The sequence below is a fragment of the Sporanaerobium hydrogeniformans genome (assembly GCF_002735925.1).
Taxonomy (GTDB): Bacteria; Bacillota; Clostridia; order Lachnospirales; family Cellulosilyticaceae; genus Sporanaerobium; species Sporanaerobium hydrogeniformans.
The window spans coordinates 282,140-306,582 of the sequence record NZ_PEDL01000002.1 but is presented as its reverse complement, the minus strand read 5'-3'; the positions used below and the strand labels follow the sequence as shown (position 1 = coordinate 306,582).

Annotated in this window: 25 protein-coding genes; 2 read left to right on the top strand and 23 right to left on the bottom strand. The window is 35.1% G+C overall.

What is annotated here, in order from left to right; genetic code table 11:
* Positions 1–52 precede the first annotated feature (52 nt).
* Positions 53–1,816 (top strand): Rqc2 family fibronectin-binding protein, encoded by a 1,764-nt coding sequence (locus CS063_RS04370; RefSeq protein ID WP_180270677.1) that lies wholly within the window; start codon positions 53–55, stop codon positions 1,814–1,816.
* Positions 1,817–2,016: 200 nt separating this feature from the next.
* A complete protein-coding gene (locus CS063_RS04365) occupies positions 2,017–3,399 on the top strand; it encodes a citrate/2-methylcitrate synthase (protein WP_099448456.1) in 1,383 nt (460 codons plus the stop codon).
* Positions 3,400–3,423: 24 nt separating this feature from the next.
* Here CS063_RS04365 and CS063_RS04360 read toward each other — a convergent pair whose 3' ends face one another.
* From CS063_RS04360 to CS063_RS04250, 23 genes are all read right to left on the bottom strand, one after another.
* Entirely contained in the window at positions 3,424–4,689 is a 1,266-nt protein-coding gene (locus CS063_RS04360; RefSeq protein WP_099448455.1) for a DNA polymerase Y family protein, read from the bottom strand.
* A gap of 95 nt (positions 4,690–4,784) precedes the next feature.
* Complete coding sequence (locus tag CS063_RS04355) at positions 4,785–5,291, bottom strand: GNAT family N-acetyltransferase (RefSeq protein WP_099448454.1); 507 nt, start codon at positions 5,289–5,291, stop codon at positions 4,785–4,787.
* Between the two features lie 249 nt (positions 5,292–5,540).
* Positions 5,541–6,119: a helix-turn-helix domain-containing protein gene (locus tag CS063_RS04350; RefSeq protein WP_099448453.1), complete on the bottom strand. Its 579-nt coding sequence runs from the start codon at positions 6,117–6,119 to the stop codon at positions 5,541–5,543.
* Between the two features lie 135 nt (positions 6,120–6,254).
* Positions 6,255–6,509, bottom strand: a complete 255-nt coding sequence (locus tag CS063_RS17580) for a hypothetical protein (protein ID WP_180270676.1) — start codon at positions 6,507–6,509, stop codon at positions 6,255–6,257.
* On the bottom strand, positions 6,494–7,195 hold the full coding sequence (locus CS063_RS04340; RefSeq protein ID WP_099448452.1) for a flavodoxin family protein: 702 nt from the start codon (positions 7,193–7,195) through the stop codon (positions 6,494–6,496). Before CS063_RS04340 ends, CS063_RS17580 begins: the two co-directional genes overlap by 16 nt.
* A 159-nt stretch (positions 7,196–7,354) precedes the next feature.
* The gene (locus CS063_RS04335) at positions 7,355–8,329 is read right to left on the bottom strand and encodes a calcium/sodium antiporter (protein ID WP_099448451.1); all 975 of its coding nucleotides are present in this window, start codon (positions 8,327–8,329) and stop codon (positions 7,355–7,357) included.
* Positions 8,330–8,411: 82 nt separating this feature from the next.
* Positions 8,412–9,086: a CPBP family intramembrane glutamic endopeptidase gene (locus CS063_RS04330; protein WP_099448450.1), complete on the bottom strand. Its 675-nt coding sequence runs from the start codon at positions 9,084–9,086 to the stop codon at positions 8,412–8,414.
* Between the two features lie 56 nt (positions 9,087–9,142).
* Positions 9,143–11,266 carry a polyribonucleotide nucleotidyltransferase gene (locus tag CS063_RS04325; protein ID WP_099448449.1) on the bottom strand — a complete coding sequence of 708 codons (2,124 nt, stop codon included), beginning with the start codon at positions 11,264–11,266 and terminating at the stop codon, positions 9,143–9,145.
* A 157-nt stretch (positions 11,267–11,423) separates the two neighbouring features.
* Positions 11,424–11,687 carry a 30S ribosomal protein S15 gene (gene rpsO / locus CS063_RS04320; protein ID WP_099448448.1) on the bottom strand — a complete coding sequence of 88 codons (264 nt, stop codon included), beginning with the start codon at positions 11,685–11,687 and terminating at the stop codon, positions 11,424–11,426.
* Positions 11,688–11,815: 128 nt separating this feature from the next.
* Entirely contained in the window at positions 11,816–12,736 is a 921-nt protein-coding gene (locus CS063_RS04315) for a bifunctional riboflavin kinase/FAD synthetase (protein WP_099448447.1), read from the bottom strand.
* Positions 12,737–12,787: 51 nt separating this feature from the next.
* Positions 12,788–13,681 carry a tRNA pseudouridine(55) synthase TruB gene (gene truB, locus CS063_RS04310; RefSeq protein WP_099448446.1) on the bottom strand — a complete coding sequence of 298 codons (894 nt, stop codon included), beginning with the start codon at positions 13,679–13,681 and terminating at the stop codon, positions 12,788–12,790.
* 37 nt (positions 13,682–13,718) lie between these two features.
* On the bottom strand, positions 13,719–14,660 hold the full coding sequence (locus tag CS063_RS04305; protein ID WP_099448445.1) for a DHH family phosphoesterase: 942 nt from the start codon (positions 14,658–14,660) through the stop codon (positions 13,719–13,721).
* The gene (rbfA, locus tag CS063_RS04300; protein WP_099448444.1) at positions 14,657–15,016 is read right to left on the bottom strand and encodes a 30S ribosome-binding factor RbfA; all 360 of its coding nucleotides are present in this window, start codon (positions 15,014–15,016) and stop codon (positions 14,657–14,659) included. Before rbfA ends, CS063_RS04305 begins: the two co-directional genes overlap by 4 nt.
* Before the next feature lie 31 nt (positions 15,017–15,047).
* The gene (gene infB / locus CS063_RS04295; RefSeq protein ID WP_099448443.1) at positions 15,048–17,165 is read right to left on the bottom strand and encodes a translation initiation factor IF-2; all 2,118 of its coding nucleotides are present in this window, start codon (positions 17,163–17,165) and stop codon (positions 15,048–15,050) included.
* 18 nt (positions 17,166–17,183) lie between these two features.
* The gene (locus CS063_RS04290; protein WP_308415422.1) at positions 17,184–17,495 is read right to left on the bottom strand and encodes a L7Ae/L30e/S12e/Gadd45 family ribosomal protein; all 312 of its coding nucleotides are present in this window, start codon (positions 17,493–17,495) and stop codon (positions 17,184–17,186) included.
* Entirely contained in the window at positions 17,482–17,757 is a 276-nt protein-coding gene (gene rnpM, locus CS063_RS04285) for an RNase P modulator RnpM (protein WP_099448442.1), read from the bottom strand. The genes CS063_RS04290 and rnpM overlap by 14 nt, the downstream gene beginning before the upstream one ends.
* Before the next feature lie 16 nt (positions 17,758–17,773).
* Positions 17,774–18,895, bottom strand: a complete 1,122-nt coding sequence (nusA, locus tag CS063_RS04280) for a transcription termination factor NusA (RefSeq protein WP_099448441.1) — start codon at positions 18,893–18,895, stop codon at positions 17,774–17,776.
* Between the two features lie 72 nt (positions 18,896–18,967).
* Positions 18,968–19,429 (bottom strand): ribosome maturation factor RimP, encoded by a 462-nt coding sequence (locus CS063_RS04275; protein ID WP_099448556.1) that lies wholly within the window; start codon positions 19,427–19,429, stop codon positions 18,968–18,970.
* A gap of 172 nt (positions 19,430–19,601) precedes the next feature.
* Positions 19,602–20,660 carry a flavodoxin-dependent (E)-4-hydroxy-3-methylbut-2-enyl-diphosphate synthase gene (gene ispG / locus CS063_RS04270; RefSeq protein WP_099448440.1) on the bottom strand — a complete coding sequence of 353 codons (1,059 nt, stop codon included), beginning with the start codon at positions 20,658–20,660 and terminating at the stop codon, positions 19,602–19,604.
* Entirely contained in the window at positions 20,657–21,694 is a 1,038-nt protein-coding gene (locus tag CS063_RS04265) for a M50 family metallopeptidase (protein ID WP_180270675.1), read from the bottom strand. Before CS063_RS04265 ends, ispG begins: the two co-directional genes overlap by 4 nt.
* Positions 21,679–22,857, bottom strand: coding sequence for a 1-deoxy-D-xylulose-5-phosphate reductoisomerase (locus tag CS063_RS04260; RefSeq protein WP_099448438.1), 1,179 nt, complete (start codon positions 22,855–22,857; stop codon positions 21,679–21,681). Before CS063_RS04260 ends, CS063_RS04265 begins: the two co-directional genes overlap by 16 nt.
* Before the next feature lie 12 nt (positions 22,858–22,869).
* Positions 22,870–23,679 (bottom strand): phosphatidate cytidylyltransferase, encoded by an 810-nt coding sequence (locus tag CS063_RS04255; RefSeq protein WP_099448437.1) that lies wholly within the window; start codon positions 23,677–23,679, stop codon positions 22,870–22,872.
* A gap of 11 nt (positions 23,680–23,690) precedes the next feature.
* A complete protein-coding gene (locus CS063_RS04250; RefSeq protein WP_180270674.1) occupies positions 23,691–24,407 on the bottom strand; it encodes an isoprenyl transferase in 717 nt (238 codons plus the stop codon).
* Between the last annotated feature and the right edge of the window lie 36 nt (positions 24,408–24,443).

The following is a 24,443-nucleotide window of genomic DNA, read 5'->3' as shown; positions in this document are numbered from 1 at the left end:
TCAAAAAAATTATGCTATACTTTGTCCATTAACTAAAGGAGGTCATTACATTATGGCTTTAGATGGCATTGTCCTTGCAAGTCTTTTACATGAACTACGTACTGCTCTTGTAGGAGGACGTATTGATAAAATTTACCAAATCGAAAAAGAAGATCTTTTAGTGGCTGTACGCAATAACAGCTCTACCTATAAATTACTTTTAACAGCTAATAGTAATTACCCTCGGTTACACCTTACTGAACTAGCTAAAAATGCAGCAACTGAACCTCCCATGTTTTGTATGATGCTTAGAAAACATATTGGGGGTGGCAAAATTTTAGCTATTACACAACCTCATTTTGAACGTATTGTGGAACTTGATATTGAGGCAACAAATGAAATGGGAGATAAAGAAGTTAAAAAACTCATTATTGAAATAATGGGCAGACATAGTAATATCATTCTTACCCGTGAAGAAGGAACCATTATTGATAGTATCAAGCATATTTCTTTTGATACAAGTAGTGTTCGGGAAGTACTTCCTGGTAGATGTTATGTCTATCCTCCCAATCAGAATAAGCTTAATCCTTTAGCAACAACTAAGGAAGCTTTTATTGAGGCTTTAAAAAGTAAAGCTGTACCACTTTTTAAAGGGCTTTATCTTTCCTATAGTGGTCTTAGTCCTGCAATTGCCCATGAAATTTGTCTAGATGCAGGTTGTAATGAAGATGAATTAGGTGAAACAGCGGATGCACATACCCTTAGTATGCTTTATAAAAGCTTTGAACAGGTCCTAGTGCACACTCAAAAAAATCAATTTGTACCTGTTCTCTATTGTCATGAGGATGAACTCCCCTTTGACTTTTACGCTTTCGAACTTTCATTGTACTCTGCTTACCACCAGCGCATCTTCCCTTCTATGAGTAAATTGTTAGAACATTTTTATTTTGAAAAAAGTACACGTTTTAATGTTTCTCAAAAAACGGGAGACATAAAAAAATTAGTGCATACTTTTATTGATCGTAGTGTACGTAAAAAACAAATTCAAGAAAAAGCCCTTGAAGAATGTAAACAAAAAGAACTCTACAAAATATATGGGGAGCTCTTAACTGCTTATTCCCATCAAGTACCTGAAAAGGTAACTTGTTTTACCACCATCAACTATTATCAAGAACCTTATGAGGACATTACCATTCCTTTAGATGAAAAACTTACAGCTATTCAAAATGCACAGCGCTATTTTAAACTTTATAGTAAGGCCAAACGCACACAAGTTGCAGCTAGTGAGCAGCTTATCCAAATCGAAGAAGACTTGAAATATTTAGATTCAGTCCTTCTTTCATTAGACTTTTTGGAAACTAAGGAGGATATTTTGCAGCTTCGTGAAGAGCTTTTCACTATGGGGTATATTAAAAAACGTAAAAACGGTGGCAAAAAGATGTCTGTAAAAAAGCAGCTTCCCTATTTACAGTTTACTTCTTCAACAGGATTACCTATTTATGTAGGTAAAAATAATTTTCAAAATGATCAACTCACGATGAAGTTTGCTAAAAATAACGATCTTTGGCTTCATATTAAAGATGGACCAGGTTCTCATGTCATTGTTCGCTTAGAGCATTTAGAAGAAATCGATGAAACCTCCCTCTTAGAAGCAGCTACTCTAGCTGCTTACTACAGCAGTGGTAAGCTCTCTAGCCATGTTCCTATTGACTATACCCTTAAAAAGTATGTAAAAAAAGTCCCAAATGCTAAACCAGGAATGGTTATTTATACAAATTTCAAAACGCTTTTTGTAACTCCTACTGAACAAGCTGTTAAAAAACTTCTTTCGCATTAAAGCTATTAATAGCCGTAGTTTAAAGGGCTTGCTCCTTTTTTCTACGGCTTTCCTGCTTCTTTTTAGCTTTTCCCACCTCTCATACGATATGTTTAACCATACATTAATGCGAATATTATTGATTTGTCTGCCAATTTATGTTAAATTAGAAACAATAGCATATTTCTATGTTAATTTTAAAAAGAGAAAGGTGATGAGAAATGAACACAAGCCCATTAAACAATTGTAACCAGCTCCTACATGAACTTAGCCTCTTATGCGAACGTAATGGTGTCATTGACCCGGAGCTCTATACCAAATATCAAGTAAAACGTGGTTTACGTGACCTTGATGGACGTGGTGTACTCGTAGGTTTAACAGAAATAGGTGATGTCCACTCTTATATCGTGGATGAGAACGAAATCATTCCTGTTCCTGGTAAACTCAGCTATCGTGGAATCGATGTTGCTGAAATCACACAAGGTTACTTAACAGACGGACGCTTTGGTTTTGAAGAAACAACCTACCTTCTTCTTTTCGGTAAACTTCCTACCAAAGAAGAACTTAGTAACTTCGAAGCGCTTTTAGGTAGTTATCGTCAACTCCCTATTTCCTTTGTCAATGATATGATTTTAAAAGCACCTAGTAAGGATGTTATGAATTCACTGGCCCGTAGTGTTTTAGCCCTCTACAGCTTTGATGAAAATCCTGATGATACCTCTATTGAAAATGTTTTAAGGCAGTGTCTTTCTCTTATTGCAGCCTTTCCTGCTTTAGCGGTATATGGTTACCAAGCCTATAAGCATTATCACTGTCACCGTAGCCTATTTATACATACGCCTAAACCTGAGCTTTCTACAGCGGAAAATATCCTTTATATGCTTCGTGCAGATAAACAATATACCAAACTCGAAGCAACTCTTTTAGACCTTGCTCTTATTTTACACGCAGAGCATGGTGGCGGAAACAACTCATCCTTTACAACTCACCTTGTAACCTCTTCAGGTACAGATACCTATTCTGTTATGGCGGCTGCTCTTGGTTCTCTTAAAGGACCTAAACATGGTGGTGCCAATATCAAGGTTGTTCATATGTTTGAAGATATGAAAGCTCATATCAGTGATTTAGAGGATGAAGCACAAATTGAAGATTACCTTACAAAACTTCTTAATAAACAAGCTTTTGATAAGTCTGGTCTGATTTATGGTATTGGGCATGCGATTTATTCCGTTTCTGATCCTCGAGCTATTATTCTTAAAGAATATGCTGCTAAGCTTGCTATTGAAAAAGGACTAGAAAAAGAATATAATTTCTACAATAAAGTGGAAGAACTAGCACCTAAAATTATTAGTAAAAGCCGCAAGATGTATAAAGGTGTTAGTGCCAACGTGGACTTCTATTCAGGCTTTGTTTACAGTCTACTCGGCTTGCCTCAAGAACTTTATACCCCTCTTTTTGCCGTAGCACGTATTGCTGGTTGGAGTGCACACCGCCTTGAAGAACTCGTTCAAAAAGGTAAGATTATCCGCCCAGCTTACAAAAATGTTTGTCCTAAGAATTCTTATATTCCTTTAGAGGAAAGAGCTTCCAAAGTAGAAAAATAAAACTAAAAATGCCTTAGAACCCATTCACTGGTTCTGAGGCATTTTTAGTTTTAAGGGTGACATCTCTTTAGATAGGCTTTCTGCTATGGGAGTAATGGCTGAGTCAATAAAGGTAGCCCTCATAACAGCACTGTCCCCATATCTTTGACGAATGGTATCTAAAGCTTTATCTAGCTTACCATACTTCTCATAACACTCTCCAGAAAAAAGATTATATTGATAAGTCTGTCCATCTGAGAGTTTGCTTGTATGAACACCTAGTTGTCTAATGGGTGTGCGGTGATTCCATAAGTCTTCAAAAAGATTTAAAGCTTCTATATACAGTTCCTTCGTAACATCCGTAGAGGAAGTCAATGTTTTTTGTTTGGAATGCTGCTCAAAAAAGGTATCCACTAAACTTACGCTAAGTAACCCTGCTTTTACTCCACCTTGCCTTAATCTTATGCCTACTGTCTCACATAAAGAAAGCAATACACTTTTAGCTCCTTCTACCGAATCAACATCATAAGGAATCGTCATCAAATTGCCATACCCCCTATTAGCCTGCTTCTCTTCTATGACTAAACGACTGTCTCTACCATTAGCATAACCATAAATGATTTCTCCTTGTTTGTGCAGATGCTTCTTAAGTAAATTTACATCAGCTTTTGCCAATTGTCCAATGGTTTTAATACCTAACTTAATTAAAGTTGCCTCTGCTGCCTTTCCTACAAAAAATAATTCACCTACTGGCATAGGCCACATCTTTTTGCTTATTTCTTCTGGAAATAAGGTGTGCACACGATAGGGTTTTTCAAAATCACTAGCCATTTTAGCTAGGAGTTTGTTAGAAGAAATCCCCACATTCACTGTAAAGCCCAGCTCACTATAAATACGTTCTTTAAGCCGGTGAGCCAAAGCAATTAAATCACCATAAAGCCCTTCTGTTCCTGTCATATCCATAAAGGCCTCATCAATGGAACACTGCTCTACTACAGGTGAATACTCTTTTAAAATAGCTATAAAAGCTGTGGAATACTTCACATAAATTTCAAAATTGGGCTTAGTTAGTTGAAGCTGTGGACATTTAGAAAGAGCTCGAATAATCGGTTCTCCAGTCTGTACTTTATAGGCTTTTGCTGGAATAGAACGTGCCAATATAACCCCTCTTCGCTTCTCTTGATCTCCTCCAATAGCCGAAGGGATTTCCCTCAAATCTAAAGATTCTCCTAAATCTCTTAATCGGTGTACAGCCTCCCAACTTAAAAAAGCAGAGTTGACATCAATATGAAAAATTACCTTCTGCTCCACATTTCCCACCCTCTCGAACACTTGTTTGGTTTTATTGTAACAGAAGTATTTTTTAATGTAAAGAATCCTCTCTCTCACTTTTCCATTTTTTGTCCCTATACAATATGAATTTTACCTTCCTTCCCTTTTAATGCTCCTGGGAAAAGTTCACAAGCCATTATATATTTTTGAGGTACATTACTTTCATTAATAATTCCAAAAGCACAGGTTTCTTTAAAGCCAAAATGACTATAATATTCAGGATTTCCACATAAAAACACAGAAGAATACCCTTTTTCGCGAGCTAACTTAAAGCTTTTTTCGATTAACTTACCACCAATTCCTCTATTTCTATAAGCATAAGCCACACATAGTGGAGACAGTAAAAGGGCATCAAAGGTTTGCTCTTTCCCATTAATCACCATTTTAGTTAACATGATATGACCTACAATATGTCCATCTTTTTCCGCAACAAGGGCTAGTTCAGGTATGTATTTTGAACTTTTTCTTAAATGACTTACATAATCTTGTTCATCACCATCCTTAACTGCAGCTGTTTCAAACGCTGTTTTAATCACCTCATAAATGGTTTCATAATCCGTTGGTTGCTCTTGCCTGATCATTCCTTTTCACCTTTCCTTTTTTATTTAACTTACTCTTTTTTTATTATCCTCATTCTAATTCTCATTGTCTTATAATACTTGTTGATAGTTACTTATATTTTATTATGAATTTTATTTAATATTATATCATAATTTTATAAATATACATAATGATAATTAGAAAAGTAGCAATTTCTAGTGTTTATACACTAATAATTGCTACTTTTCTAATTATCATTACTATCTAAAATGCTTATATCATTCTATTTTCTAAAAAGCCCATAGACCATCACAAGTACAATAGGCATAAAATTGCCCCCCTCGCATTTGGGGTATACGAACTTCTGCATTTTGTTCTGGATATAACTTGACAAGTAAAACTCTATCGTATCTCACATAAGCTACAAATGAAATAAAATGTTCTTTGCGCATCTCATGCGAAAAAGTGATATAATAATCATCTTCTATCTCTTCTAATAGCATTGTATGTTTTTTGTCTTGCTTTTGGGCTTTAAGCGCTTCTAATTTCCTCCCACAACAGGAGATATCTGCTTCTCCTGTTGCAGTCATCACATTACCGCAACTTGGGCATACATAAAATTTAATTCGTTTCATATTTCCTCCATCAGCATCATTAGGATTTAAATCCCCTATTAAGATTTTTTCAATATTTACACCAAATAGGGTAGAGAGTTCGTTGAGTAGTGAAATATCTGGACACCCTAATCCACGCTCCCATTTAGAGATGGTCTTATCACTTAAAGAGAGGATGTCAGCTACCTCTTTTTGAGTCATACCCCTTTCTTTGCGTAAATAGGTTAATAATTTTCCTACTTTACTACAATCCATTAGTCTCACCTCCTCCTTTATCTTAATAGCTGATGTGTTATTTTTCAATCCACGCTCCGTAGAGTTTTACCTTTCTATACTTGACTTCTTTTTTGAGTTAGAAAGGGCGAGTACAGTTTACTCACCATTGTCCCTCTAGATATTTTTTCCTACTTTTAAACATAGCTGATAATCCTGTGTTGTATCATTATAAATCATCAAATCACGATAAGGATAGATACAAGTCACTCCATCTAGCTTTTCTACAGCCAACTTTAAATTAATTATCTTATTATATTGATACTGCATATCTACATCACAGAGCTGCCTAAGTAAGAGTGATTGATGTTCACATTGGATATAGGGTAGTTGTCCTAGATAGTATCTTTTGCAAATTAGTTGTTCTTCCAAGGGCGTACCTTTCCTGTCCAACCTTGCTCTTCCCAGTATAAAACATCTGGTGGATTAGCTTTTATTTTCTTTTGCATGAAGCGGCTGATATAAAACCACTTTTTTACTCTCCAACAGGGTTTAACTTTTCCCTGTCTTTTCTTGACTTGGGCTATTACCTTCTGAATACGTCTACTCACCCTTGCCTTCACTTTAGGTGATACTCTTTGCCATTCAGACTCCATAAGAGCTACCCCTATTTTATAGGTCTTCGCTACTCCCCAAAAGTCTAAGCTATCCTTTATCCCATTTAAGGTTTTAGCATAAACAGGTCCACTGGCTGCTGCAATCACAATAGCTTGCTTTAAAAACATGGCTTTTTCGGGGCGATGAACCATCCACATATTTGCAAAATGATCGAGAAAAACCTTCATTTGCCCCGACATGTGATAAGCATAAACAGGTGATGTTAAAATAAGTATATCTGCTGCTAAAAGCTTGGCACGCAAGGGCTCTGTATAGTGTTTATGTGAACAACTCCCTTTTTCTTCACAAAAACAACGTAAACAAGCACTGCAATACTCTGGTAAATCTCGAGGTAAAAAAATCTCTTCTATTTCTGCTCCTTTAAAACTGCTAATTACTTCTTGTGCAATATGATAAGTTGCTCCTTTATGCTCTGTTCCATAAACAATTGTTAGTCTCATTTTTTTCTCCCCTATTTTTAAACGATTACCTATTCCTACTAATTTTAATACTTTAATAGTAATATAAGCTCTTTATAATGTAAACTTCATTTTCAGATTAATTCTTTCTATTTTCTCAATTCTTCATGAACATAAACAAAAAAGAGGCATAGCCTCTTTTTAACGTCCTATAATATAAACCATATAAATTGCATAGAGAAGAACCAATAAGCTTCCTTCTACTTTATTGATTTTCGTTTTTGTAATAGCAAATAGATAGGCTAATAAGCTAACAACTAATAAAATAACCATATCTACCAAAACTTCTCCTTGTACTGCCATTGGAGAAATAGTTGCTGATAAACCTAAAATAAAGAAAACATTAAATATATTCGAACCAATAACATTTCCTAATGCTATATCACTTTTCTCTTTAGTAGCTGCTACGATAGAAGTAATTAACTCTGGTAAAGAGGTTCCTATAGCTACAATCGTTAATCCTACTAAATTTTCACTCATTCCCCACGCCAAAGCAATATCTGTAGCTCCATCTACTACTAGCTTACCACCTATAATAATTCCTATCATGCCACCTATAGCAATCAAAATCTGTTTAGTTAGGCCCATCTCTTTATGCATTTCTTGTTGCTCTTCTTCATAACGTTCACTTTCCAGCACACTTCTTCTATGATTCATTGCAATATCAATCAAATAATACATATAAATACCAAATAAAACTAAAAGAACTACTCCATCTGCACGTGTTAGCAAGTTATTCGGCATTTGTTGAAATAGTTGATCTTGTGCTAAGATAAGAAGCATAAAGCTTGAAAGAATAGCAAAAGGAAACTCTTTTGTGATGATTGATCTTTTAACTTGCAACGGATAAATAAATGCAGCAATCCCTACTACAAATAATAAGTTAAACAGGTTTGAACCTACTATATTTCCAATTGCGATGGCATTTTGTCCATTTAGCGCAGAAGTAATACTTACTGCTGCTTCTGGTGCACTTGTTCCAAAGGCCACAATTGTTAAACCAATCACTAGGGGCGGCACTTTTAAGCGTTCTGCTAAATTAGAAGCTCCCTCTACAAAAAAATCTGCCCCCTTAATCAATAAAACAAAACCTATTATTAATAATAGATAACTCATCATTTCTCTCCTTTATGTATGTTATGTCCTTATTTTGCATCTATTACTTTTTAATTATTCACTTCTCTGTTCTAATCTTATTCTAACTTATTAGAAAGGTCCCTACTAAAAAACCAATACTGTTAATCGTCATATGCGCTATAATACTACTTTGTAAATGTTTCTCTTTTTCACGTATAAAACCCAAACCTATTCCTAATACAATAGCATAAATTTTTTGTAAAGCTATTGCATGAATAAGCCCAAATAATACACCTTGAAAAATAATAGCTAAAGTAGGACCAAAGCCTTTCTTTAGAACCTCTTGAATCTTATAGCGGAATAAGTATTCCTCTACAAATGGAGCTAAAATAATTAGATTAATAAAACGTAAAACTCTTTCATTATTGGCAAATAATTGACTTATATGTGTACCATATTCTTCAAAAAAGGGCAATAGAAAGGCATTGAGTAATGTTGAAAGCATCCATAAACCTATCCCATATCCTATATAACTTATCCATTTTTGAGAAACCATTAATCCAAAAACTTGTTTTAAATCTTCTTTCTTTAGCTTATCCACTATAAGTAGTATGAAAAGATAACTTGCTTGTATGGTTCCATTAATTAAATATAGATGCGTCTCATAATAGCTTTGAAAGGGTACTCCCTTTAACTCTATACCGATCTTAAATAGAGCCATTATACTGTACTGCATAAGTATAAAGAACGCTACTAATCCAAAAGCTTTACACACTACTTCTACTTTTTTATACATCTTTTTTACCTCTTAGTCTATAAAAAGAAGAGACTAGTTCCCTAGTCCCCACTTACTTATTCTTCTGTTGTTTTGGTCTCTGGTTTTGGCAAGAGTACTTTATGGGATAGATTCACACGACCTTGTTTATCAATTTCAATAACTTTTACTTGAAGTTCATCGCCAACAGCTACTACATCTTCTACTTTTGCTACACGCTCATGTGCTAATTGAGAAATGTGCACTAAACCTTCTTTACCTGGTACAAGCTCTACAAAGGCACCAAAGTTCATAAGACGCATTACTTTTCCCTTAAAGATTTGTCCTTCTTCAATAGGTTTTGCAATACCTTCAATCATTTCAATAGCACGTGCTGTTTTCTCACTATCATTACCACAGATAAATACACGTCCATCATCTTCAATATCAATTTTTACACCTGTTTCATCAATAATACGATTAATCATCTTACCTTTTGGTCCAATTACTTCACTAATCTTTTCAGGGTCAATAACAATCTGTGTAATAACTGGAGCATAAGGTGATAATTCTTTGCGAGGTTCTGAAATAGCTTTTAACATGACCTCATCCAAAATATAATAACGTGCTTTACGTGTTTGCTCTAAAGCTCCCTTAATAATGGCAGGTGTTAATCCTTGAATTTTCATATCCATTTGAATAGCTGTAATCCCTTTGTGTGTACCACCTACTTTAAAGTCCATATCTCCAAAAAAGTCTTCTAAGCCTTGGATATCTGTTAAAAGGACAAAATCTTCATCTGTTTCTCCTGTTACAAGACCTACTGAAATCCCTGCCACTGGTGCTTTGATAGGTACACCAGCAGCCATCAAAGATAGGGTTGAACCACAAATACTTGCTTGAGAAGTTGATCCATTTGAGCTCAAAACTTCTGATACTAAACGAAGAGCATAAGGGAATTCCTGCTCTGTTGGAAGTACAGGTATAAGTGCTCTCTCAGCTAATGCGCCATGTCCAACTTCCCTACGCCCTGGTGCACGTGGTGAACGTGCTTCACCTACTGAATAAGGTGGGAAATTATAGTGATGCATATAACGCTTAGACACCTCTAATTCATCTAAGCCATCTAACATTTGCATTTCAGCTAAAGGTCCTAAGGTAGTTACTGTAAGCACTTGTGTTTGTCCTCTGGTAAAAAGACCTGTACCGTGTGTACGTGGTAAGATATCTACCTCCGCAGCAAGATGTCTGATTTCATCCAAAGCACGACCATCTGGGCGTTTAGATTCCTTTAAAATCATACGTCTTACTGTCTTCTTTTCAAAATTATAAAAAGCTTCTTCTAAATACCCTAATTCTTCTTCTTTACCTGCTTCTGTTAAATTCTGAATAACTCTTTCTTTTAATACTTTAAGTTGTTTTTCACGCACTTGTTTATCATCTGTGAAAACTGCTTCTTCCATCTCTTTATCACCAATGCAGGCTACAATATCCGCATAAACATCTTCTGGCACATTGAATCTAACATAATTTTCATTTTTTTCTTTACCACAATCTGCTTTAATTTGATTAATGAAGGCTACGATTTCTTGATTAGCCTCATGTCCTTTCATAATTGCCTCAAACATAATCTCATCTGAAATTTCATTAGCACCTGCTTCAATCATCATCACTTTTTCATTTGTTGATGAAACAGTTAAGGCTAAATCAGATAATGTACGTTGTTCTGAATTAGGATTAATGATAAATTCTCCATCAATATACCCTACTTGCACAGAACCAACGGGACCTTTAAATGGAATATCTGAAATATCCACTACTAAAGAAGCCGCAATCATTGCTGTTACTTCTGGACTACATTCAGGGTCTACAGACATAACAGTTGTTGTAATAACCACATCATTACGATAATCCTTTGGGAAAAGTGGGCGCATAGGACGGTCAATAACACGAGAGGTTAAAATCGCTCTTTCAGAAGGGCGTCCTTCACGTTTAATAAATCCTCCTGGTATTTTACCTACTGCATAAAACTTTTCTTCATAATTGACACTAAGTGGGAAAAAGTCAATCCCCTCCTTAGGTTCGTCACTAGCTACTACTGTAGCTAAAATCACGGTATCTCCATAACTTACCATAGCTGCTGCATTTGCAAGCTCTGCTACTTTACCAATTTCCACTGAAAACTTTCTTCCAGCAAGTGTTGTTGAATAATTTCTTACCATTTTCTTTCTCCCTTCACAGTGTAGTAAGAAGAGAAACGTCTGTTGCGCAATCTTATAAAGCTCTCACTGTTTGAGAGTTTTATAACATTGCACAAAAACATCCCTCTCTCTTCTTTGTTAAATTGATAAAAAAGAGCGGAATAATCCGCCCTTTTTATTATTTTCTAATTCCAAGTTCAGCAATGATTGCACGGTATCTTTCGATATCAGTTTTAATAAGATAGTCAAGAAGACCTCTTCTTTTACCAACCATCATTAATAATCCACGACGAGAATGGTGATCTTTTTTATGTGCACGTAAATGCTCTGTTAAATGATTAATTCTTTCTGTTAATAAAGCAATTTGCACTTCTGGAGAACCTGTATCGTTTGTAGTTCTTCCATATTTTTCCATTAATTCTTGTTTGCGTTCTTTTGTCATTTTTATGACCTCCTTAAATTATAAATTACACCACTTACTAAGATTGGGTCGGAGTGTCCCAAATCCGAGTAAAGGTATACACCACTTGCTAGTATAACATACACCTAGTTATTTTGCAAATAAATCCTTTAGGACTGAAAAAAGACTTCTACCCCTTCTTTATCCTTTTCAATTTGTCTTCTCAAATCTTCAAAAGAAGGAAACTTTCTTTCAGAACGAATATACTTATAGAAAGCGACTTTTACTTCTTGTCCGTATAAGTCTTCACTTATATTAAAAATATGCGTTTCAATACGTTTACTTGTACCATCTACTGTTGGATTAAATCCAATATTTGTTATTGCCTTGTACCATTTATTATAGATGTATACCTTCGTCGCATAAACACCATTGGGTGGATAAATACGGTCCGGATCTGCAATAAGGTTAATGGTTGGAAATCCTATTGTTCGCCCAAGTTGTTTGCCGTGTATAACTTGTCCAATTATCAAGTAGGGATGTCCAAGCAATGCATTGGCTTTTTCAATATTCCCTTTTTTTATTAGCTCTCGAATACGTGAACTAGAAATCACCTTTCCTTCTTGCATAACAGCATCTACAATATAAACTTCCACTTGGTACTTATTACCGCATTCTTGTAAATAAGTCACATTGCCTTTCTTACCTTCACCAAAAAAGTAATTACTTCCAACTATTAATACCTTTGCTTTTAATTCCTTTAAGAGTATTTCTTCAAAAAAAGCTTGAGGTGAAATCATAGCAAATGCTTCTGTGAAAGGATACTCAATAAGTAAATCCATCCCTAACTCACTTATTGTTTCCTTCTTATCTTTTCGTGACATAATAAGAGGTTTAGGTTCTTTACCAATCACCCATGTAGGATGTGGATAGAACGAAAAAACAACTGTTTTTAAGCCATACTGTTTGGCTTTATCCTTAGCTATTTTAAATAATTTTTGATGGCCTTTATGTACACCATCAAAATTGCCCAATATAACAACACAGGCTTCATTTTGTGTGATATCCTTTGTCCCGTAAATATATTGCATCCTTTACACCTCTTACTAACAAATTCTCTCTTACTGTTATTTTCTGTTGTATTAAAGGAACATTTTCTCTACCTGCAATATTTTTTGTGTTTTATTTACCTTATAAAGAGCGATAAAGTCTCCTTTAGGTGTATGGACACGAATAAGCTCCCCCTCATTCCAAGCCCCTACTTCTTCTAAGTATTTAAATTGAAGCTTATTACCATTTTGAAGTAACTTGATCCCATTTTCCTTTACTGTAACAACCTTATAATCTTTAAAAATCTCTTCAAAAGGATAAAGATAACTTTGCACCTCTTCACGATGACTCTCTAAAACATCTAAAGTAACACTATCTTCTACTAAAAAAGTCCCTACTTGTGTACGCAAAAGTTCCCCCATATATGCACCACACCCTAGCTTCCTACCAATGTCTGTGCAAAGTGTACGAATATAAGTTCCTTTGGAGCAACACACACGTATTTTAAAACGTAATTCACTTAACCATTCTATCATTTCACAGCTATAAATCTTTACTTCACGTGAAGGTCTATCTACTACTAACCCTTGTCGTGCTAGTTCATAAAGCCTTACACCATTTACTTTAATAGCTGAATACATAGGTGGTGTTTGAATATAACTTCCTTCAAAGCTTTTAATGACCTCACTTATCTGTTCCTTGGTAGTAGCTACCTCAAAACGCTCTATCACTTCACCTGTAGCATCTTCTGTTGTTGTATAAGCACCCAAAATAACTTCTGCTTCATAGCATTTGTCTGCATCTGTTAAGTAAGGAACAACTCCTGTGGCTTTCCCTATACAAATAGGAAGTACCCCTTCTGCTTCTGGATCTAAGGTACCTGTATGCCCAATTTTTCTTTCTGAAAGGATACGTCTTGCTTTTGCAACTACATCATGAGATGTGTATCCTTTTTCTTTGTAAATATTAATTATTCCATTTAGCATGGTAAATCCTTTCTAAAACTAAGAAGCTTGCATCCTTTTAAAAGTTCATGTGATCTTTGAGGACTATAAAAACTTCTTCTAGCGTACCTATAATACTTGCACCTGCAGCACGTTCATGTCCTCCACCACCTAAACACTTAGCTATAGCCGCTACATCATAAGGTGGATTACTTCTTAGACTTACTTTGTATTCCCCCTCTATTTTACCTGGATAAATTACAATAGCTACTTCACACCCTTTTATATTTTTAAGATAGGTTACAATGTGGGAGGCATCTTCTCTCGTTGCACCCTCTTCTTTTAGATTTTCTGGCGTAAGATAGGATACATAAATTTGTCCTTGCCCCCATTTTATGAGTTGCTGAATAGCTCTACTTTGTAAACGTACAGTTGCCTCTGTCTTTTCATGAATGAGCTTATAATAAAGAGTTGTAAAGTTAAAAGGTGTTTGAAGGAGGTCAGCCACTGCTAAGTGTGTACTGGAATGGGTACATGAATGCATGAATCCACCTGTATCTGTAACAAGCCCTGTATACAGACTTTCAGCAACCTGTGCAGTAATGGGCATACCTGCCTCCTTAATAATTTTATAAACAAGCTCTGAAGTAGAGGAAGCTTCTGCCTGAATAAATGCATAATTACCAAGACCTTCATTCGTAACATGATGGTCAATATTGATTGTTACCTTAGCCTTTTCAAATAATTTTTCATAATTCCCTAGTCTTTTAGTATCGCCACAATCCAGGCTTAAAAAAACATCAACAGGCTTTTCCCATTCTTTACTTATGGAAACCTTTTCTAAAAGAAAAGCATATTCAGTTGGTAACTCCTCTAAAAGGAGCGTATAAGGCACATCATAGTATTGACAAAGATGCGCCATCGCCACACTCGAACCAATAGCATCCCCATCAGGACTCATATGTGTAGCAATTAAAATATGCTGTGCATTTTTTAAAACTCCTATTATTTTTTCAATCATTTATCTTCACTATCTTTCATTACATCATTAATCATTTTAGACATACGAAGTCCATATTCAATAGACTCATCTAGTTTAAAAATAAATTCAGGTGTATTTCTTAAGTTAATACGACGTGCAATTTCCTTACGAATATAACCTTGTGCTGCATGAAGCCCAGCCATCGCATCTGTCTTTTTATTTTCCTCTAAAATACTAATATATACCTTAGATGTCTTAAGGTCATTTGTTGTGTCTACATGAACCACACTAATCATTGTATCATTTACGCGTGGATCTTTAATTTCTGTACGAATAATTTCAGATAATTCACGTCTAATTTCTTCGTTAATGCGAGTAAGTCTTTGACTTGCCATTTTATCTCATCCCTTTATCTGTAAAATAATGTTATCTAGGCACTTCTTCCATAATAAAGGCTTCTACGATGTCACCTTCTTTAAGGTCGTTGAAGCGTTCAAACATAACACCACATTCATAGTTTGTTGCTACTTCCTTAGCATCATCTTTAAAACGTTTAAGAGAAGTTAAATGTCCTTCATAAACAACAATACCATCTCTTACAATACGTACACCTGAATTACGTACAATTTTACCATCTTGTACATAAGCTCCACCAACAGTTCCTACACCAGATACTTTAAAGGTTTGTCTAATTTGTGCATGACCAATTACTTTTTCCACATATTCTGGATCAAGCATACCTTTCATCGCTGCTTGAATATCTTCTATGGCACTATAAATAACACGATACAATCTCATATCTACTTGCTCTTTTTCTGCAATAGACTTTACGCTAGCCTCTGGTCTTACATTAAAACCAATGATAATTGCACCTGAAGCTGAAGCAAGCATAACATCTGATTCTGTAATAGTTCCTACACCACCATGAATTGTACGAATACGTACCTCTTCATTACTTAGACGTTCTAAGCTTTGACGTACAGCTTCTACAGACCCCTGTACATCTGCTTTAATAACAATATTAAGTTCTTTCATTTTACCTTCTTGAATTTGTGTAAAGAGGTCATCAAGTGAAACTTTTTGTGGCGTCTGCCCCATCATTTGAACACGACCTTGTGCTTTGATACGTTCTGCTACCTGACGAGCTTGCTTATCATTATTGGCTACATAGAACATATCCCCTGCTGTAGGTACTTCTGAAAGCCCTAATATTTCTACTGGTGTAGAAGGTCCTGCCTTTTTAACTATACGGCCCTTATCATCAACCATTGCACGAATTCTACCATAAGAAGCACCTGCTACAATAGGATCTCCTACTTGAAGTGTTCCACTTTGAACAAGAACAGTCGCTACTGGTCCTCTTCCTTTATCAAGCTGTGCTTCAATAATTGTGCCTCTTGCTTTACGATTAGGATTTGCCTTAAGATCTCCCATTTCAGAAACAAGAAGAACCATTTCAAGTAAAGTATCTAACCCTTCTTTTTTAATAGCCGATACGGGTACACAGATAGTATCTCCGCCCCATTCCTCTACAATCAATCCATGCTCAGAAAGTTCTTGTTTTACACGGTCAGGGTTGGCTCCTACTTTATCTATTTTATTCATAGCTACAATAATTTGAACATTAGCTGCCTTTGCATGATTAATAGCTTCGATTGTTTGAGGCATTACACCGTCATCAGCTGCTACTACAAGAATAGCAATATCTGTCACTTGTGCACCACGCATACGCATAGCTGTAAAAGCTTCGTGCCCAGGTGTATCTAAAAAAGTTATTTTCTTTCCACTGATGCTTACTGAGTAAGCCCCTATATGTTGAGTAATACCACCTGCTTCTTTAGCTGTTACGTGTGTTGAGCGAATGGCATCTAGTAAAGATGTTTTACCATGGTCTACGTGTCCCATAACAACAACTACAGGAGGCCTTTCTACTAAATCTTTTTCATTATCAACGATTTCTCCAAAAGCCTCTTCCATTAAGTCTTTTTCTTCTTCCATCTCTACAAGGATATCAAAATCCTCTGCAATTTGAGCTGCCGTGTCATAATCAATTTCTTGATTGATATTAGCAATCTTACCTTTTTTCATTAAATTTTTAATAATGTCAGTAGCAGATACTCCTAGGAGTCCTCCTAAATTCTTGATTGAAATACTTACTGGAACCTGAATAATTTTTATATCATTATTTTCTACTAATTGGGTTGGTTGGGTTTGATTTTCATTATTTTTTTTGTTTTCGGTCATATTTCCATTCTCTTTGCTGTTTTTATTTTTCTTTGCTATTTCTTGTTTACTATCTTCTTTTGGTGCTTTTTTCTCCTCTACAGGAGTAGGCTCTAATTCTTTACTCATTTCTACCTTTTGGGTATTATTAACTTCTTTAGCGGCTTCTTTATAGTAGCTCATAATCAGTTCAGCTTCTTCTTTCTCTAGTGAACTCATATGGCTATGTACCTTGAAACCATATTCCTTTAACTTATCCATAATATCTTTTGTACTAATGTCCAGTTGTTTAGCTACTTCATATACTCTTACCTTAGACATACATCCACCTCCACATATTTAATGGATACCACTTATCATCTCACTTATTCTATTCGCAAAATTTTCATCTAATAAGGCAACTGTGGCTCTTATCTCTTTTCCTAATACTTTTCCTAGCTCCTCTTTAGTTCCCCATTCTACATAAGGGACTTTACGATAGGCACACTTATCAGAAAAGCATTTTTTAGTATTTGCTGAAGCATCACTTGCTACTATAACAAGATAAGCAGCTTGTTCCTTAATAGCTTGTTTAACTGTGAATTCTCCCGCTGTCAATTTACGCGCTTTTTGACATAAAGCAATCATCTGATAAATTCTACTGTCCATCATATTGTTTAAACTCTTCTCTTAACGTGTTATATATTTCTTTGTCTACAGGGGTTTTAAAAGAACGTTCCAATCCTTTATTCTTTTCAGCATGATTAAGACATTCTACATTTTTGCAAATATACGCCCCTCGTCCCGGTTTCTTTCCATTGAAGTCTAAAGAAAATTCACCTTCATTATTTCTTACAACACGAATCATTTCTTTTTTATTCTTCATTTCATTGCAACCCGTACATTTACGCAAAGGAATCTTTCGTTGCTTCATTTTATCCCTCCCTTACTTATACATTATCTTCTTGCACACTTTTAATATCTATTTTCCAACCTGTTAATTTGGCCGCTAAGCGTACATTTTGTCCGCCTTTACCAATGGCAAGGGTCAAAATATTAGCAGGTACAAGGACCTTCGCACTTCTTTCACCTTCATTTTCTACTAGCTCCACATCTAAGACTTTAGCTGGACTTAAAGCTTCTTTTATAAACTCTTTAGAGTCTTCTTGCCAACGTACCACATCTATTTTTTCACCACATAACTCATTAACAATTGTATTGATACGTTTTCCTTTTTCACCTACACAAGCTCCTACTGGATCTACTTGTGGATCATTAGAGTATACGGCAATTTTTGTACGTGAGCCTGCTTCTCTTGCAATACTTTTAATAACAACTGTTCCATCTTTAATCTCTACAACTTCTTGCTCAAATAAACGTTTAACGAGTTCAGGATGTGTACGTGATACAATCACTTGAGCGCCTGCATTTTTACTCTTCACTTCTAACTTGCCTTCATTTTTATTAAAATCCTTTACGTTAAGTAAATAGAAAGCTTTATACCCCCCCATACCATCTTCTTGCTGCATTTGTGATTCTAGATCTTCTGTTGGTATAGCTTCTGTTAAAGGAAGAGAAGCTTCTGTAAAATCAAGCTGTACAATATAGCCATTTTTTTCTTTTCTAAGCACTTTACCTTTAACAATGTCATTTAATTTAACGCTATATTCTTCATATACCATTTGACGTTCAGCTTCTTTAATTTTTTGGATAACAACTTGTTTTGCATTTTGAGCTGCAATACGACCAAAGTTTTTAGGTGTAATTTCTATATCCATCATATCCTCTAATTGAACATGACTACTGAGTCTTTTAGCCTCTGTTAAGCCAATTTCAAAAAGTTCATTCATTAATTCTTCATCTGCTACAACTTTTTTGGTAGCAAAAACTTTAACTTCACCTTTTGTTTCATCAATATCTATTTTTAAATTCTGTTTTCCTGATGCACTGATTCCAAAATGCTTTTTACAAGCTACCTCAATGGATTGTTTAATCGCATCTATTAGCTTATCCTTGTTAATCCCCTTTGATTTTGCAATTTGGTCAATTGCCATAATAAATTCTTGATTCATTTTTATCCTCCTCCAAGGTCATTACACTTTCCTAAAATAATCCTTTATGCCCTGTCATTTAATAGGACAACATTAAAAAAGAATGGCTAATCTTACAATAGCTACGTTTTTCATAGGTATATTGATGACTTCATCCTCATCTTCTAGTGTTAACAATTCATCTGTTTTAGATAGTAACTTTGCTATAAAATGCTTTTTCTTATTAAAGGCTTCATACAATTTAACATCTACCATTTCACCTTTAAAGCGTTCAAAGTCTTTCTCTCTCTTTAAGATACGATCTAAACCAGGTGAACTCACTTCTAGCATATAAGCTGGCTCAATTGGATCTTTTTCATCTAGTAGCGGATTAAGTGCACGTGTAATTGTTACACAATCATCAACTGTTATCCCACCCTCTTTATCTACAAAGATTCTTAAATAATAATTAGGTCCTTCTTTAACAAATTCTATATCTACTAACTCATAATCTCCCTGCTCTAAAATAGGTGTTACAAGTGATGTTACCTCTTCAATAATTTGTTTTTTATTCATACTCTCATCCTTTCTATAGCCTATAGTTTGGCATAAACCATAGGATATATACATATAAACAATATAGAAAGAGTGGGCATATACCCACTCTTTCTGAAACGTTCTAGAATTATAATTATTAATTATACTCCTTTTCCCTCTAAAAATCAAGTTTCTTATTAAACAAGGCTTTTTAAAGGTTTTCAATTTCTTTCATAAAAGTTTCAAAGAGTTCTTCTTCTCTTACCTTTTTTATAATTTGACCCTTCTTAAAGATAAGACCTTCTCCCTTGCCGCCAGCAATACCTATATCTGCCTCTCTTGCTTCTCCTGGACCATTTACTGCACATCCCATTACGGCAATTTTAATGTCTTTTTTTAAATGCTTAGTTGCCTCTTCTACCTTTTGAGCTAGTCCAATCAAATTAACTTGTGTACGCCCACAAGTTGGGCAGGAAATAATTTCCGGACCAAATTGTCTTAGTTCTAGAGACTGCAACACAGCCTTTGCACATTCTATTTCTTTTACAGGATCATCCGAAAGTGAAACCCTTACTGTATCACCAATGCCCTGTGAAAGAATAGCACCTAAACCTACAGATGATTTGATAGTCCCTTTATACTGAGTACCAGACTCTGTAATCCCTACATGTAAAGGATAATTATAGTGCTCGGCAAAAGTAGTATAGGCTTTTAAAGCTAATGGTACATTGGATGCTTTAAGTGATACAACAATATCTTGAAAATCAAGTGCTTCCAGTATATCTATATGACTCTTAGCTCCCAACAGCATAGCCTCAGCATTAACTCCTCCACACTTATCAATAATACTCTTTTCAATAGAGCCAGAATTCACACCAATTCGTAAGGGAATATGATACGCCTTAGCTTTTTCTACAACGGCAACTACACGCTCCCTTCCCCCTATATTTCCAGGATTAATACGTAGCTTATTTACTCCATTTTCAATAGCTAAAAGCGCAAGCTTATAGTCAAAATGAATATCTGCTACAAGTGGAATATGAATGCGTGAAACAATTTTATCAATGGCCTCTGCTGCTGCTTTATGGGGAACTGCTACACGTACAATCTCACAACCAGCTTCTTCTAATTCTAAGATTTGCTCCACTGTAGCTTCTACATCCTCTGTTTTTGTATTTGTCATGGATTGAATGGCAACGGGATGTCCACCACCTATTAGTTTATCCTTTATCTTTATGATCCTTGTTTGTTCTCTTGTGTACATCATCATATATTAAACACCTTTACAATATCATTATATAAAACCACTACTGTTAAAAGCATAAGTAAGACAAGGCCTACAAAATGAACAGCTGCCTCTTTATCTACTGCTAATGGCTTTCCTCTTAATAATTCAATAAGTATAAATAAAATACGACCACCGTCTAATGCAGGTAGTGGAAGTAAATTAATAACACCTAGGTTAGCTGAAAGCAAAGCAGTAATATAAATCATATTCATAATAGCAAGGCTTAGTCCACCATTTTGAATACCTGTATCCCATTGTTTTGCACTAAAATCCACTACACCTACAATACCTGACATTTGATCTACTGATACCGCTCCTGTAAATAGAGAAATCACACCTGACCACACTTGTTTAATAACATAAAAGGTGTTCAATAATCCCATTTTCATATTATAGCCTAAGTCCCAATGTACAATCTCCGGTGTAAATCCAAAACGTGCTCTTCCTTCTTCTTGTATCCACTTAGAAGTTACTTCTTTTTCAACCACCTCACTATTAGTCCTTTTAACAGTGAATTGATAAGTTTTTTCTTTGTCAACAAGATGTGCCGAAATATCACTTAACCGCTTTACTTTAACACCATCAATAGCTAAAATCTTATCACCTTTTACAAGACCAGCCTGATCTGCTGGCATAGATGCTTCTATACTTTGAATCACATTACTTCCATAGCCTATATAGCCAGATACAATGCTGAATAAAAGCCATGCCAGCAAAAAGTTCATAATTGCTCCAAAACTTACAATGATTAGTCTTTGCCAAGCTTTTTTAGAACCCATTGCACGTGGATTAGGTATATCTCCTAACTCCTCTTCTAGGCTACAAAATCCTCCTATTGGAAAAATTCGCAGTGAGTAAATGGTTTCTCCTTTAGTAAAGTGCCAAAATCGAGGTCCCATACCTACTGCAAATTCATGGACTAAAACACCGTTTTTCTTTGCCGTAATATAATGTCCCCATTCATGAATAACTACAATGAAATTAAACATTAGCAAAATAATTATAATTTTTGCCAACATGCCTCCACCTTCTTTCTACTCCATTCTCTCGCCCATTCGTCACTCTTTAAAATATCGTCAAGACTTGGACTATTTATACATATGTGTTTTTCCATAGCATTATGAATGATAGTAGGAATTTCATTGAAGGGAAGATGCTTTTTTAAAAAGCTTTCTACAACAATTTCATTGGTAGCATTTAAAACTGTTGGCATCGTCCCACCTATTTTTAGTGCTTCATAAGCTAGGTCTAAACATGGAAATAAATCCTTTTTAGGAGGAGAAAAAGATAATGCACTTAGCTTTGTCCAATCAAGTCGATGAATATACTCTGCCTCTTTACGTTCTGGATAATAAAGCGCGTAAGCAATAGGATGTCTCATATCTGGCACACCTAATTGTGCTATTGTTGAACCATCTTTATATTCTACCATCGAATGAATAATACTCTCTTTATGCACAACAACATCAATTTGACTAGCTTCTACATCAAATAAATACTTAGCTTCAATGACTTCAAGTCCTTTATTCATTAAAGTAGCTGAATCAATAGTAATCTTACTTCCCATTACCCAATTGGGGTGTTTAAGGGCTTGTTCTACCGTTACTTCTCTTAGTTGTTCTTTTGTATAGTCTCTGAAAGGACCTCCTGAAGCGGTTAAAATAAGTCGTGATATACTAGTTGCCTCGTTTCCCCTAAGACATTGAAAAATAGCTGAATGCTCACTATCCACAGGTAAAATAGGTGTATTGTACTTTTTTGCTAAATTCATCACTAATTCACCTGCTGTCACCAATGTTTCTTTATTGGCTAAAGCAATAGTCTTACCTGCTTTTATAGCTTCTATAGTAGGTAGTAATCCAATCATTCCTACTACAGCCGTGACAATCATTTCAGCTTCGCTTAAAGTCGCCACTGTAATTAAACCTTCTATACCTGTGATAACCTCAACTTTCGAACCTTTTTGCTTTAATTTCCTTTGCAATTCTATAGCTTTATCACTGTTAAATACACCTACTACTTGGGGTGAAAAAACTTCTATTTGTTCTTCTAAAAGCTCTATATTTACATGGGTTGTTAGGCCTAAAACCTGTATGTCGCCATCTTTTTTTATGACATCTAACGTTTGTGTTCCAATAGAGCCAGTAGATCCTAAAATTGCTATTTTTTTTGTTCGCATTGCTCTTTACTCCTACCCTATGATTTTTTCCGCAAAAAAAGCTACTACATAGATAAGTGGTGAAACAAATAAAAAACTATCAAACCGGTCTAAAATACCGCCATGTCCTGGTAGTATATATCCAAAGTCTTTTTGCTCAAAAAAACGTTTAATAGCTGAAGCTGCTAAATCTCCAAACTGGGAAAGAATAGCACCTAATACTACTATTCCTACACTTAAATAAGCCAAACTTCTTAACTCTATAAAGAAATAGTGTGTATAAATAACAGCATAAATATACCCTAATACACCTGCACCTATAACCCCTCCTATACTTCCTTCAATTGTTTTTTTAGGACTAAGTTTTGGTGCAAGTTTATGTTTACCACAGAGCACCCCTGTAAAATAAGCGAAAGTATCTGATCCCCATGAACTTAACACAATAAGCCAAATCCAAAATGCCCCATATTTTAAATCTGTAATGAGTACAATAAAGCTAAATAAAAGCCCTACATACACAACAGAAAATAAAGTAAGAGCTACATCTGTCAAATTATACTTAGGATAAAAGATAACCATATAAACTAATAGAATAATAGCAGTAAGAGCTATATAAATCAAATAATGCTCCATCCAAAATGAAAGAAAAATAAAAAATAAGATAGTAACACTATAACCCACCTCTACTAAAGGTTTATGTTTCTTCCCAAGTACATGATACAACTCATAAAGACCTATACAACTTATTGTTAGCATTGTATAGCGAAGGATAGGCCCTCCTAATAGAATTAATGCAACAACTAAAGGTATTCCTACAAGAGAGGTTAAAATTCGAGTAAGCATCCTTTTTCCTCCTATTCACTTTTTCCAAAACGACGTTGTCTCTTACTGTATACTTCTAATGCCCTATCAAATTCTTTTTTTGTAAAATCTGGCCATAAACAAGGCGTAAAATAAAATTCACTATAAGTCAGCTGCCAAGGTAAAAAATTACTTGTTCGTTCTTCTCCACTTGTTCGAATCATAAGGTCTGGATCAGGTTGCCCTTTTGTATCTAGGTAGCTTTCAAATACACTTTCTGTTAATTGTTCCTTTTTTAAATCTCCTTTTTCTACATCACTTATTATCTTTTTACAGGCTCTAATCAATTCATCACGTCCACCATAATTGAAGGCCATATTAAAGCATAAACCTTGTTTATCCTTTGTTATTTCTTCTAATTTCTTAATCTTATCTCTAATCTCTTGTGGGATATATTTAGAATCCATATCTCCTATGGCATTAAACCGTACGTCATCTTTACTGGCTTTTTTAATATTTTCATCTAAATATTTTTTAAAAAGTTTCATTAGACCATCTACTTCCTCTTTTGGTCTTCTCCAATTTTCCGTAGAAAAAGCATAAACAGTTAAATATCTAACCCCTAATTGATTGGCATATTTAATGATTTCTTCTAGAACCTTTGTTCCTCGCCTATGCCCTTCATTACGTGGCATATTATGTTCTTTGGCCCATCTTCCATTGCCATCCATAATAATAGCTATATGTTGTGGGATTTTGATATCCTCCATCTATAAGTTCCTCCTATACTAAAAAACTCCTCTTAC